Annotated in this window: 10 protein-coding genes; 5 read left to right on the top strand and 5 right to left on the bottom strand. The window is 47.0% G+C overall.

Features of this window, described 5'->3' with window-relative positions; all coding sequences use genetic code 11:
- Nucleotides 1–259 precede the first annotated feature (259 nt).
- Complete coding sequence (locus CHH53_RS17825; protein WP_369819859.1) at nt 260–1,126, top strand: methyl-accepting chemotaxis protein; 867 nt, start codon at nt 260–262, stop codon at nt 1,124–1,126.
- A gap of 14 nt (nt 1,127–1,140) precedes the next feature.
- Nucleotides 1,141–2,601 (top strand): aldehyde dehydrogenase family protein, encoded by a 1,461-nt coding sequence (locus CHH53_RS04560; protein WP_095214940.1) that lies wholly within the window; start codon nt 1,141–1,143, stop codon nt 2,599–2,601.
- Nucleotides 2,602–2,642: 41 nt separating this feature from the next.
- Here CHH53_RS04560 and CHH53_RS04555 read toward each other — a convergent pair whose 3' ends face one another.
- The 5 genes from CHH53_RS04555 to CHH53_RS04535 all read right to left on the bottom strand — a co-directional run bounded on the left by CHH53_RS04555 (nt 2,643) and on the right by CHH53_RS04535 (nt 9,019).
- A complete protein-coding gene (locus CHH53_RS04555) occupies nt 2,643–3,137 on the bottom strand; it encodes a cupin domain-containing protein (protein WP_095214939.1) in 495 nt (164 codons plus the stop codon).
- A 90-nt stretch (nt 3,138–3,227) separates the two neighbouring features.
- Nucleotides 3,228–5,120: a rhamnogalacturonan lyase gene (locus CHH53_RS04550; RefSeq protein WP_198946022.1), complete on the bottom strand. Its 1,893-nt coding sequence runs from the start codon at nt 5,118–5,120 to the stop codon at nt 3,228–3,230.
- Nucleotides 5,121–5,262: 142 nt separating this feature from the next.
- Nucleotides 5,263–6,615, bottom strand: coding sequence for a M20/M25/M40 family metallo-hydrolase (locus CHH53_RS04545; RefSeq protein ID WP_095214938.1), 1,353 nt, complete (start codon nt 6,613–6,615; stop codon nt 5,263–5,265).
- Nucleotides 6,616–6,633: 18 nt separating this feature from the next.
- On the bottom strand, nt 6,634–7,848 hold the full coding sequence (locus tag CHH53_RS04540) for a hypothetical protein (RefSeq protein WP_095214937.1): 1,215 nt from the start codon (nt 7,846–7,848) through the stop codon (nt 6,634–6,636).
- A gap of 220 nt (nt 7,849–8,068) precedes the next feature.
- On the bottom strand, nt 8,069–9,019 hold the full coding sequence (locus CHH53_RS04535; RefSeq protein WP_095214936.1) for a LysR family transcriptional regulator: 951 nt from the start codon (nt 9,017–9,019) through the stop codon (nt 8,069–8,071).
- A gap of 180 nt (nt 9,020–9,199) precedes the next feature.
- Between CHH53_RS04535 and CHH53_RS04530 the strand changes: the two genes are divergently transcribed.
- From CHH53_RS04530 to CHH53_RS04520, 3 genes are all read left to right on the top strand, one after another.
- Nucleotides 9,200–10,102: an RluA family pseudouridine synthase gene (locus CHH53_RS04530; protein WP_095214935.1), complete on the top strand. Its 903-nt coding sequence runs from the start codon at nt 9,200–9,202 to the stop codon at nt 10,100–10,102.
- Between the two features lie 211 nt (nt 10,103–10,313).
- Nucleotides 10,314–11,486 carry a M20 metallopeptidase family protein gene (locus tag CHH53_RS04525; protein ID WP_095214934.1) on the top strand — a complete coding sequence of 391 codons (1,173 nt, stop codon included), beginning with the start codon at nt 10,314–10,316 and terminating at the stop codon, nt 11,484–11,486.
- A 257-nt stretch (nt 11,487–11,743) separates the two neighbouring features.
- A complete protein-coding gene (locus CHH53_RS04520) occupies nt 11,744–12,925 on the top strand; it encodes a M20 metallopeptidase family protein (RefSeq protein ID WP_095214933.1) in 1,182 nt (393 codons plus the stop codon).
- Nucleotides 12,926–12,933 lie beyond the last annotated feature (8 nt).

The following is a 12,933-nucleotide window of genomic DNA, read 5'->3' as shown; positions in this document are numbered from 1 at the left end:
TGTTTTACCTATTTATAACTTCAGTGGATATGTCATTCTGCTGTGCTGAAGATGTGCAGGAAAATATTACCTGGTGTTTCCTGTTTGGATTTAGGTCTTAAGATTTAGTTTGATGATTTGGCTCTGGTTGATTTTTCATACCATAATACCAAATCGGGAATATTGCGGGAATTTCATTTATCCTGAAAATCTTCACAAATATGGGAAATTGCCGATATATAGTAATGGAATGAAATTTTATGAATAGGGGCTTGATCTGATGAGCATGCAAGTACAGGAAACAGAACAGGCATTGCATCCGATGCTGGAGGCCTTTGTAAAGGCAGGGCCTTTTCTCCAGGATTTAATCAATGATGATGTCACAATCGGTATTTATAATACAGAAAAGCTGATCATCAATTTTCCGGCTAAAACCTTCTCGCTGAATGTGACACCGGGGGACCCATTGATGGAAGGGGATATCGTAACAGCAGCTATCCGTCAGAATAAGAATCAGTATGCAGTAGTGCCAGAGGAGCTTTTCGGTGTCAGTATCATTGCCAGGGCAATTCCGCTGCACGATGAAGCAGGGAATGTCATTGGCGGTGTCGGTGTAGGGCTGAGCATTGAAAGTGCCAATCAGTTATCCACTATTGCTTCCAATCTTTCTGGGGTCATTGGTGACGTTACGGCAACGATCCAGGATATGGCACAATCGATTTCCGGTTTGGCAGAAGGCATGTCTTACATATCCAAGAAGGCCTCGGAAGTAACGGAAAGCGTGGATACAATCGAGGAAGTATCCAATGTTGTAAAAGGGATTGCAGATCAAAGCAATCTACTTGGGCTGAATGCTGCGATCGAATCGGCTCGCGCAGGGGAACATGGGCGCGGCTTCAGTGTGGTGGCGGACGAAATTCGAAAAATGGCAGCTGGTTCCAAGGAACAGGTTACCGAAATTCATCAAATCACAGAAAAAATAAAGGCTGTTATCGGCAAACTGAGTAATTCCATTCAGGAAGCCAATGCAGAATCGGATACACAATCTGCTGCCATTGAAGAGCTGACAGCAACGATGGAAGAAATAAATGCCAATGTGCAAACTCTGGCACAACTAGCAAAAGAGAATATCACGATCAAAGACTAATAGAGGTGACCGACATGGAAAATTTCAAGCATTTGAATAGTCAGTATATCAACGGAGAATGGCGGGAAGGTCAAAGCAGCGTGAAGATGGAGAATCGCAATCCGTATAACGGGGAACTCATCGCGACTTACCAAGCTGCGAATTTGGCTGATTTGAATGAAGCGTATGAAGCGTCTGCACGCGTTCAGAAGGAATGGGCGAATACCAACCCGGTGGCACAGCGTGCTGTCTTCGAAAAAGCGGTTGCGTATCTTGAAGCCAACCATGAAGCGTTTGTGGAGACTATCGTGGAAGAAATCGGCGGCACCAGACTAAAAGCTGAATTTGAAATCGGTCTTGTGACAAATATCATCAAGGAAGCATCTACATTCCCATTCCGCATGAACGGTCAGATTCTGCCGTCTCCGATCGATGGCAAGGAGAATCGTGTCTATCGCGTGCCAGTAGGTGTGGTAGGTGTCATCAGCCCGTTCAACTTCCCATTCTTCCTATCGATGAAATCCGTTGCGACTGCATTGGCAGCTGGTAATGGAGTCGTGCTGAAGCCGCATGAGCATACGCCGATCACTGGCGGTACAATGATTGCAAAGCTATTTGAAGAAGCTGGACTGCCGAAGGGTCTTTTGAATGTCATCGTGACGGAAATCAGTGAAATCGGGGATAACTTCGTTGAGCATCCGATTCCGCGTGCGGTTTCCTTCACGGGTTCCACTAAAGTCGGTAAGCATATCGGCATGGTAGCCGGTAAGAATCTGAAAGAGGCGCATTTGGAGCTTGGCGGCAACAGTGCCTTGGTCGTTTTGGAAGACGCGGATATGGAGCTTGCGGTAAGTGCGGCCGTTTTCAGCCGATTCACTCACCAAGGTCAGATTTGTATGTCTGCCAACCGACTGATTGTGCATGAAGATGTGTATGAGGAGTTTGTGGAGAAATACTTGGCGAAGGTTTCCACGCTTACCTGCGGCGATCCAAAAGATCCAAGCACAATCATCGGACCGCTTATCAATGAACAGCAGGTGAAAACGACCGTTGCGTTGATTGAAAAAGGTATCGAAGAAGGTGCCACGCCGCTCATCAAAGGGAAAGTGGAAGGAAATGTGGTCGAGCCGGTCGTGTTCGGGGATGTGACGCCGGATATGACACTGGCGAATGAAGAATTATTCGCACCAGTCGTCTCCATCATGAAAGTCAAAAATGATGAAGAAGTGCTGGCTTATGCCAATAACAGTGATTATGGCTTGAGCGGTGCAATCCACACGAAAGATGTGGAGCGCGGCGCAGAACTGGCGAAGCAAATGGATACAGGCATGATCCACATCAATGATGGGACCATCAATGACGAACCAACTGTCGCATTCGGCGGCGTGAAGAATTCCGGTCTTGGTCGTCTGAATGGTGACTGGAGCCTTGATGCGTTCACAACAACAAAATGGATCAGCATCCAGCATGATCGCAGACAATATCCTTACAGCTAAAGAGCAAAAGACCCACAGCATGGAAGGCTGTGGGTCTTCTGTCATTCATCAGCCAAGGCTTCCTGTTTGGTTCGATGGACAGTCCCATATGGATGCTCTGGCGGTGCATAGATAGTATATAACTTCAAAGGTGTATGACCGGTATTGATTATGTTATGCCATGTGCCGGCTGGAACGAAAATGGCAAAATCATCCTGGACGTATTGCTGATGATCTAAGTTTTCTTTCCTGACACCCATCTGTACTAGTCCGTGACCGGATTCGATACGGAGGAACTGATCAATATCCGGATGTCTTTCCAATCCGATATCTTCTCCAGGACGGATGCTCATCAATGTCAATTGAAGGTGTTTTCCTGTCCACAGTGCTGTACGGAAAAAGTGGTTTTGCTCTGTTGCTTGTTCGATATCGACGACATATGGGGAATTCCCGTAATCATGGGCTGGCTGCTGATTGTAGTCATGTTGCGGCCACTGTGGATTGCGCCAGGGCCCTGAAGCTGGATGATAAGGATAGCGTGGATCTTTATAATACATCTTTTCTTCTCCTTTGATGCTGATATACATTATCCTATGCCGATGCCTATTGTACGTTCTTGCCGGAAAAGCAAATTGCTTCACTCTGAATCATTTAGCCTTTATCACGTCAATCCGCGGCATCTCGGGCTGTTCCATATCATTTCCCAAGAAATAGCTTGTGTGTGGCGGCTGGTTATAAGCGACATTCTGCCAAGCAACGCCTAAGCGGTATACCGGATCGTGCATCAAGGTAGGGAGTTTTTCTTCGGTTATGTCTGTTGTTGTATAAAGGATAAGAGCGCTGCTGTCTTCTGTGCGCCAGATGGCTTCCTCCCGCCAGTCGCCGATCAAATCCGCTTGCAGTGTGGGGTTCCCTTTTGTTCCATTATTGGAGTAAGTTCCTTCGGCATTCAGCAGCGTATCCAGTTTTTCTGTTTCCGGGTTCCATTTTCCGATCAAGCCAATGCCAGTCTGGATGCTTTCATCGAAAGTATGATCCAGGATTTCGCGAGTCAAGTCGCCGTCCCACCAGATAGCAAAGTTGGCAGGAGGGATATTGGTGGATATTTTCTCCCCGGAGGCAGTATAAAGACCGCCTGTCGGACTGTTCCATGCGCCGTCGATTGCCCACATTTCGGCCCCGGGATAGCGAGGATCGATGTCAGCCGCAAGCCCGCGTCCTACATCTATATTTGTCGGGATGCCCCAGATCAGTTCTCCTGTACGGGCATCTCGAAATTCGATACCGGCTTCATTCGGATACGATTCATGAACTTGGAATACTTCCAGGCCTGGCCGGGCAGGATCCAAATCACTGAGATGCATGGCATCGCCATGACCAAGTCCGGTTGAGTATAGTCCGGTTCCATCATCATCGAGGGCCATGGCGCCATAGATGATTTCATCCTTGCCATCTTCATCCACATCTCCGATACTCAAATTATGATTCCCCTGCTGTGCATAAGCTTCGTTCCCCGGTGTCTCGCTATCGAACATCCATTGCTTATTCAATTTGCCATCTTTAAAGGTATAAGCGGCAATTACTGTTTTTTCATAATAGCCCCTTGCTTCGATGATGCTAGGTGTTTTGCCATCCAGGTATGCGACCCCGGCAAGGAAACGGTCGCCCCGGTTTCCGTAGCAGTCGCCCCAATCGCAAATATTGCCTCGGGCAGGCTCATAATCGATGGTTTCCTTGATTTCTCCGGTGCTGCCTTCGAATACGGTCAGGTATTCCGGTCCTTCGAGGATATAGCCTGATGCATTCCGATGATCGGCGTCCTTATCCCCAATGATGTTTCCTTTCGAATCTGTCGTGCCATCAGCTGTTTTGACTACGAGTTCGGATTTTCCGTTACCGTCGAAGTCATAGACCAGCATTTGCGTATAATGAGCGCCTGCCCGGATATTGCGGCCGAGGTCGATCCGCCATTTATGGGTTCCATCCAATTCATAAGCATCTATCAATACATTGCCTGTGTACCCGGATCGGGAGTTATCTTGTGCGTTTGATGGATCCCATTTCAGGATGATTTCCCATTCGCCGTCACCATCCAAGTCGCCGACACTGGCGTCATTGGCATTGTAAGTATAAGACTTGCCATCTGGAGTTTTGCCATCAGCTGGCTTTTGGAGGGGGATATGCAGCTGATTGTCTCGCCATACCTTGATATTATCCTGATCTGCGCCTTTTCCGATTGCTTCTACACGATAGACACTATTTGCAGAACCGTCTTTGTCGAGGAAATTCGTGCTGTGTTTCACAGGTTTCCGAGTTATTTTCTTACCGTCACGATAAATGTGGAAGGAGGTTTTTTTCGTATCATTCCCAAGGAATCTCCAGCTTAAGAAGATACCATCCTCTGTTTGGACGGCAACAGCGCCACGTTCCAAGTATTCCATTTGCCTTTTAGGCAGTTTCTTGGCATCGGCAGAGAAGGGGATTGCGAATGTCAGAAGCAGGACGAGCAGCAATAGCAGACATTTTTTCAAGATAACCATTCCTCTCCTTTTTATTAAAGCGCTTTCATTTTAATGCAAGGGAGAGGTTGATTCTTATTAGACAGGGCTGGGCATTCTCAAATATGGTTGTAAATATTTTGAAAGCCATGCCGGAATGGGCATGGCTTCATCAGTTACATGGCTATTTAGAGGTTCCCAATGTGTGAATCACATGGGCTGTACATAGGATACCGTTCAGGAAATAATCCACATCCAGATTCTCGTTGGGGGAATGATTATGCTGATCGAAGTTCGCATAGGGAACAATGACGGACGGCAAGCCCAAAATTCCTGTCCACACATAATCCGGCAGGGAACCGCCCATGCTCGGCTGGATGAGTGGATCTGTTTCGTAAGCGGCCTCTACAGCGCTGACGACCTTTTGAACGATTGGAAGTTCAGCTTTGGTACGGGATGGCTGCATACTGCCCAGATAAGTGACTTCTACATCCGGTGCATGGATCTGGACGTGCTTTTTGATTTTATTGAAAATATCTTGGGGATCTTGATCGACGACAAGACGAATATCCATTTTTAGTCTGGCTGTCGAAGGAATGATCGTTTTTGTTCCTTCTCCTGTATAGCCGCTTTCCATTCCAAAGATATTGAAAGTGGGTTCGCCCGTCATCTTCCGATAGTAGGATGGTCCGTCAAGGGACAGAGCTGGATAGCCGATCTTTTCGCCCAAGGTCTGTCGGTCATAAGGAAGCTTTGTGAGCAGCTGCTCCTCATAGGCTGTAAACGGGCGAATCGCATCATAGAACCCTTCTATTTTTACATGTCCGTCCGCATCGCGCATGGTGTGCATAAGTTCGATCAGTTTCCAGGCAGGATTAGGAACGATATTCCCTGTGTTGCCGGAATGGTTATCCCGATCAGCTCCTTTGGCATCAAATTGAATCGACAGCATACCGCGCACCCCAAGCAGTACGAGGGGGGAAGAGCTGTTATGGGAAGGGCCATCGGAAGTGTAGACGAGATCGGCCTTGAGCAAATCTTTGTGTTCCTCCACAAATGCGGCTAGATTCGTACTACCTTTTTCTTCTTCTCCTTCAAAGACGAATTTGATATTGATCGGCAGTTCGCCGACTGTATCCAGATAACTTTTCACGCCAAAGAGCTGGGCCATCAGCTGTCCCTTATTATCGCCGACACCTCGGGCATAGATTCTGCCGTTGCGGATTTCCGGTTCGAATGGCGGAGAGTCCCAGGCTTCATAAGGCTCTGGCGGCTGTACATCATAATGGCCGTAAATGAGCAAAGTGAATGCGCTGGAGTCTTTGATCATTTCCCCATAGACGACGGGATGCCCGGCGGTAGGGATGATTTTTGTCTCGATTCCCAGCTCCTGCATCATGCTCTTCAAAAGCTCCGCGCATTCCTCGATTCCGTCGTTCTGTGTGCTGATGCTGCGCTGTCTGAGCAGGATGAAAAGCTTATCAAGGAAATCCTGTTTATTTGTTTGGATATAGTCCTTTAGTGCAATCGTGTCCATCGAATTCTCCTTTATATCTTAATTAAGTGTGCCAATCAATACGGTGGCAATCAGAATCGAACAAGTAGTCACGGTTGTAAATCCGCCCATGAGCATCGGTGTGACAATCTCATTCATGATTGCTTCCCGTTCTTCTTCTGTCTCCCCGACTTCCCGGCTGATTTCCTCGCACAGGATATAATCCGCAGGGAAGCCGAAAAGTGCCGTCAATGCGACGGGCATGCCAAGGTATTTGCCGACGCCGAACAATTTGGAAGCTAATAATCCACCGATCGTCACACCTGCTGTACCAAGCACACAGATCAACAGGATTTCCGGGATATAGCTAGCCAGGGCAGCTGGTGTCACATCATCCATGGAAGAGATGACGATGAAGATCACCGCAATCATGGCAAATCCGGTTGCATTGGCTTTCTCCATCGTTTTCGCTGGATAGAAGCCGATATAGGCGCCGATGACCCCGATGATCAGACAGAAGATGGTGTAGTTGATGCCGGTCAGGGCATCAAGGATGACGGCGATACCGCTGCCCAAATAAAGCTGCAGGATGAAAATCAGGGATGTCTGGTATTTCTCCGGCAGGAGCAGTTTTCGTGCATTCTGAGCTTTGACTACGTTATTGGGCTGTGCTTCGGCAGCTTCTTCTTTTTCCAGCGCAGCACCGCTTTGCAGACGTGTCTGTACCTGCTGTTTCACGATGATGGCGTGCTTTTTCAGGAAATAGGAGGCAAGCGGGATACCGAATAGCTTGTGGATGCTCAGCACAAGCGCCGGAATGATGACAAGGCTGGATAATCCTAATTCGGTAAGCTTTTCGCTTGTGACAAGATAAGCCACGATACCGCCGACCACAGGACCGGCTCCCGCCACTGCCGTTTCGTAATCAAAAAATAATGGAACAATGGCTAGTACGAGTGCCACAGCAGTGAGAGAACCAATCAAGGCAATCAGGATGGGCTTGAGCTGCCCTTTGATCAAAGAGAAAGGAACAAGTGTACCAAGGTGGACGATGAATGGAGCGACAATAAGTGATCCAAATGCGGTGATGATGGAATCAGACATAAGACCATTCGGGATGATGCCCATCCACAGGAGTGCAACGTAAAGCAGCAAAGCAGCCAGCAGCATCGGGATGCGTGCTTTCGTCCAAATGGAGATGAGCTCTCCTAAACCTAATACAGCGATCAATAATAAGGTGATCATGACGGGGTTGCTACCGATCTCACTCCACATGTACATCCTCCTCCAGTTTCTATGTAAGAATATTAGTAAAAATTAAACCATATTCAGAAAATTGTCAACATACCATCAATTAAAAACAAAAAAATCCATTAGCGCTTGAGGTATTATAAAAGCTCATTCATTGGAGAAGCGAAGAGATGTACGGGGATTTTGCATGCAATAATGCCGCGGTGTATCACTAAGGACAGTCCAAAACAAAGAGCTAAGCGAGTCATTCGCTTAGCTCTTTTTCTTTGTACATGACTTGGACGAAATGCTTGAGTTCATTCTTCAAGCCTCCGATGGCATCCTGGAATCGGCTGTTATCCTTATACTCAAGTGCTATCGAAGCTGTGAGATCCAGATCTTTTATGGGGAGGATGGTGATGTTGGGCATTCTTTGCTCGCTTATGTGGTATAGGATGGAGCGCGGAAGTGCTGTGTATCCATAGCCGCTTTCGATAAAAGAAAGCATGTTCTGCACATCATCAACCATTTGATAATCCTTGGCCTGTAATAACCCTAAAAGTGAACTGATTTTTTCAAGATTATTCGTCAATGCCGCATGCTCGAAGACAATCAATTTCTTATCCAGCTTGCTGGCATTTGAAAGCTTGCCATCCAGTACCGGTACATCGTCCTTATGACAAAAGATGACAAATTCATCCTGAAGCAGCGGTTCACAGTGAAAAGGAGCCTTTGCCATATTCTCATAATGGACGGAAAACTGAATGCTGCCATATTCCAATAGTTTCTTCAATACATTCGTCGGTCTCGTTATGAATTTGAACGGAATATGCGGAAAGTGTTCCCGCATGTAGGGGATGATGATATGGTTGAATACCGGTGCCAACCATATATTTATTCCAATCCTGAATTCATTTTTCCCGGCATTGATTTTGCTGAGCAGCTGATAACTTAATTTGTTATCCCCCGTGAGTGCAAATGACGCATCTTGCAGCTCCCCCAGCAGTTCAATGGCATAGGGAAGGAAAAAGTATCCTTCTTCCGTCAGCTCGATGCCATCCCAGCTTCGATTCAATAAGACAAAGTCGAGTTCCTCTTCCAATTTCCGTATTCGTGTACTCAATGTAGGCTGTGTAATGTGTAAGGCTTTTGATGCCTTGGATATACTTTTATTGGAGACTACTGCCAAAAACGACTCCAGACCGTCAATATTCATGTTCCTTCACTCCTGCCGTTCTATACTTGTCCATCTTATATTTTTTTACACAAAATGTATAGGAATCTTTGAGAAATTCCTTTATCTAGAAGAACAGAGCTTGTATTTCCAATCGAGAACAATTAAGATGAAAGGATGCACGAATGACGCCATGACGAATGGTACAGAAAGGATCCAATCATGAAAAATAAACGTCCGCGCTCCAGAGGGTTCCGACCTCAGAAGCCGAAAGTATATAAAGTGTCAGAAGCAGAAGAATTATTGCCTTTCTTATTGAAGGTGGTCGGCAAGAGCCGTAACTCAGTCAAATCCATCTTGGCTCGCGGCCAGGTATCAATCAATGGACGAGTTTCCACGCAATTCAACGACAAGCTGAAGCCAGGTCAGGAAGTGACGATCAGGACAGATATGGTAACGGAAGCAGCTCCGCTTCAAGGCATCACGATCATGTATGAAGATGATGCGATCATCGTTATCGAGAAAGCATCAGGCCTGCTGTCAATCGCTTCCGATAATGAAAAAACGAATACAGCCTACCGCCAATTATCTGATTATGTAAAGGCACAGCATAGTGATAATAAGATTTTTGTCGTCCATCGGCTGGACCGCGATACATCCGGTGTGATGGTGTTCGCCCGATCGGAGAAAATCAAACAAAGAATGCAGGAATCGTGGAAAACGACGAAGGAACGAGCTTATGTTGCACTCGTGGAAGGAGATGTCTCCAAATCGGAAGGAACCATTACTTCCTGGCTGAAGGAAACGAGTACGCATAAGATGTATTCCAGCAAATTTGAAAACGACGGTCAGAAGGCAGTGACCCATTATCAGGTGCTTCAGGGGAACAAGGATTTTACATTGATGGAGATAAGCCTGGAAACAGGACGCAAAAACCAGATTCGTGTCCATATGCAGGATATCGGGCATCCGATAGCGGGAGACAAGAAGTATGGCGCGCAGGATCGTACGATAAAACGACTTTGCCTCCATGCACGCAAGCTGAATTTTGAACATCCAGTCAATGGTATGCCGCTTAGATTCGTATCGGATATTCCGAAGCTATTCACATCTAAATCAAGATAATTCGAAAAGCAGAGCAAACATTGCTCTGCTTTTTTCCATTCCATTTTTAGGTGAGGGGGGAGAATCGCAAGGAATCATCGAGGAAATTAATGGGAAAAATCTGGGCGGCAGTACTCGATCCTTTGTCTCTTGTAGCTTGCTTATATAATTTATACAATTAAATAATTCACTTGAGTTAAATAAAAAAGAGAGTAATAAAGGGAGGATCATGATGAGCAAGAAGGACTTGATAGTCAATGAAAGCAACAAACAGCACTTAATAGAGTGGAGGAGACATTTGCATGCCAATCCGGAGCTTTCGTTCCAGGAGGAGCGTACATCTCAATTTGTCTACGATAAACTGGCGTCATTCGGCAATCTGGAACTGAGCAGACCGACGAAGACAAGTGTCATGGCGAAGCTGAAGGGGGCGAAACCTGGTAAAGTGATTGGTTTCCGTGCAGATATGGATGCACTGCCGATACAGGAGGAAACAGACTTGCCCTTCGCTTCAAAGGTTGATGGTGTGATGCACGCGTGCGGCCATGATGCCCATACCGCAATCCTGCTGACTGTAGCAGAAATCCTGAGTGCCAAGCAGGAAGAACTGAGCGGGGAAATACGCTTTTATTTCCAGCACGCAGAAGAATTGTTCCCAGGCGGTGCTAAGGAAATGGTGGAAGCTGGCGTCACTGATGGCGTGGATATGGTATTCGGACTGCATGTGGCATCCCAGCTCCCGCAAGGCAAGGTTGGTGTCATTTATGGACCGGCTACATCCAATTCCGATCAGTTTCAATTAACGATAAAGGGAAAAGGCGGGCACTCCTCACAGCCTGATAAGACAGTGGATCCAGTTGTCATCAGTGCTCAGATCATTACCAACTTGCAAACGATAGTTTCCCGGATGACCAGTCCGAAAGAAGAGCTGGTTGTTTCCGTTACGACACTGCATGCAGGTGAGGCGGTCAATGTCATACCGAATGAAGTGCGTATTGGAGCATCCGTGCGTTCGCTTACGCAAGATGTACGGAAAAATGCGATGGATGCATTGGAGCGCATGGTGAAAGGCATAACCGAAGCTAACGGGGCTGAATATGAACTGGATATTACATACGGTTATGATTCGGTCATCAACGACGAGGATGCTACTGCCATAGCAGAACGTGCCCTTAAGCGAAAACTTGGAGAGGACGCTGTGCTTCATGGCAGTGCAATCATGGGGGGAGAGGACTTTGCTGCCTTTGCCAATGCCGTCCCTGGCTGCTTTGTCTTTGTTGGTGCAAAGGAAAAAGATAATCCATCCCCGGCTCCCCATCATCATCCGCAATTCCGTATCGAGGAAGATGCGATGCAGGATGGTGTCCAATACTTTCTTGGTATCGCGGAGGAGCTTGTTTTTTAAAGAGGAGTCATTGCACTCCTCTTTTTTTTGCGGATTTCTAGAGAGGAATGCTGTCAGATGCTCTTGCAGTTCATGGATTTTTTGTCATCTGTTCCTGACATAAAAACATTTTATAACTGGTTTCCATCTGCTTGTTTATTAGGATTGTTGAATGAATATTAGTTTATGGGGTTTTAAGGGAAAAGCAGGAGTGCTATCATAGTGAGCATATAATTTTCTGAAATATTTAATTATTCAATATACGAAGGGGAGATCATATGCTAACGAAACAGACCGAAATTGAATTGTCCAATGAACAGATGGAAGAAATAGTCAGCTGGAGGAGGTATCTGCACCAGCATCCTGAATTGTCGTTCCAGGAGCATAAGACAGCTGCCTTCCTTTATGAAACATTAAGCACTTTCCCTAATTTGGAAGTGACAAGACCAACAGAAACAAGCGTGATGGCTGTCCTCAAGGGGGCGCAACCAGGAAAGACAATCGGATTCCGGGCTGATATCGATGCCTTGCCGATCCAGGAAGAAACCGCTCTTCCTTTTGCATCCGAAAATGAAGGTGTCATGCATGCTTGTGGGCATGACGGACATACAGCTATTTTGCTTGGTGTCGCCAAAGCATTAAGTGCACAGCAGGAGAAAATCCATGGCGAGATCCGCTTTTTCTTCCAGCACGCAGAAGAGCTGCTTCCGGGAGGAGCCAGGGAAATGGTTGCAGCTGGCGTGACGGAAGGATTGGATTATGTATTCGGTTTGCATCTTTCTTCTCTTACACCATTGGGCCAGCTGACGATTACACCGGGAGCGGCTACTTCCAATTCGGACATGTTCCATGTCACGATCAAAGGAAAAGGCGGTCACTCCTCGCAGCCGGAGAATACGATCGATCCGGTCGTTACGAGTGCGCAGATCATCACCAGCCTGCAGACAGTCGTTTCGCGTATCACCAGCCCGAAGGATGAATTGGTTGTATCTGTCACGACCTTACAAGCAGGAGATGCAGTCAATGTCATCCCTGAAGAAGTGAAGATCGGGGCATCTGTCCGTTCCTTCAGCCAGGATGTACGGAAACGGGCAGTCGAAGCGATCGAGCAGATCATCAAAGGCGTTTCCGCAGCGAATGGCTGCCAGTACGAATTGAACTACACGTATGGCTATGATTCTGTCATCAATGATTCGAAAGCAACTGCTATTGCATTTGACGCCATCCGGAGAAAATTGGGCGACGAGGCAGCAGTTGAAGGGCAAGCCATCATGGGAGGCGAGGATTTCTCTGCCTTTTCCAATGATGTTCCAGGCTGCTTTGTTTTCGTTGGCGCTTGTTCCCCCGATAACCAGTCACCGGCACCGCATCATCATCCGAAATTCACCATCGACGAAGCGGCCTTGGCCGATGGAGCCAATATGTTCCTCGCCATTGCGGAAGACTTGGTGCTGGAATAGGAGGGAGT

The sequence above is a fragment of the Terribacillus sp. 7520-G genome (assembly GCF_002271665.1).
In the GTDB taxonomy this organism is placed as follows: Bacteria; Bacillota; Bacilli; order Bacillales; family Amphibacillaceae; genus Terribacillus.
This window is presented reverse-complemented; position numbering and strand designations above follow the sequence as displayed.

What these genes read in the sequence shown, in the direction of transcription:
- CHH53_RS04535 (WP_095214936.1), bottom strand. Translation starts at nt 9,019, where the DNA reads ATGAATATTGACGGTCTGGAGTCGTTTTTGGCAGTAGTCTCCAATAAA.
- CHH53_RS04520 (WP_095214933.1), top strand. Translation starts at nt 11,744, where the DNA reads ATGCTAACGAAACAGACCGAAATTGAATTGTCCAATGAACAGATGGAA.
- CHH53_RS04540 (WP_095214937.1), bottom strand. Translation starts at nt 7,848, where the DNA reads ATGTGGAGTGAGATCGGTAGCAACCCCGTCATGATCACCTTATTATTG.
- CHH53_RS04560 (WP_095214940.1), top strand. Translation starts at nt 1,141, where the DNA reads ATGGAAAATTTCAAGCATTTGAATAGTCAGTATATCAACGGAGAATGG.
- CHH53_RS17825 (WP_369819859.1), top strand. Translation starts at nt 260, where the DNA reads ATGAGCATGCAAGTACAGGAAACAGAACAGGCATTGCATCCGATGCTG.
- CHH53_RS04555 (WP_095214939.1), bottom strand. Translation starts at nt 3,137, where the DNA reads ATGTATTATAAAGATCCACGCTATCCTTATCATCCAGCTTCAGGGCCC.
- CHH53_RS04550 (WP_198946022.1), bottom strand. Translation starts at nt 5,120, where the DNA reads ATGGTTATCTTGAAAAAATGTCTGCTATTGCTGCTCGTCCTGCTTCTG.
- CHH53_RS04545 (WP_095214938.1), bottom strand. Translation starts at nt 6,615, where the DNA reads ATGGACACGATTGCACTAAAGGACTATATCCAAACAAATAAACAGGAT.
- CHH53_RS04525 (WP_095214934.1), top strand. Translation starts at nt 10,314, where the DNA reads ATGAGCAAGAAGGACTTGATAGTCAATGAAAGCAACAAACAGCACTTA.
- CHH53_RS04530 (WP_095214935.1), top strand. Translation starts at nt 9,200, where the DNA reads ATGAAAAATAAACGTCCGCGCTCCAGAGGGTTCCGACCTCAGAAGCCG.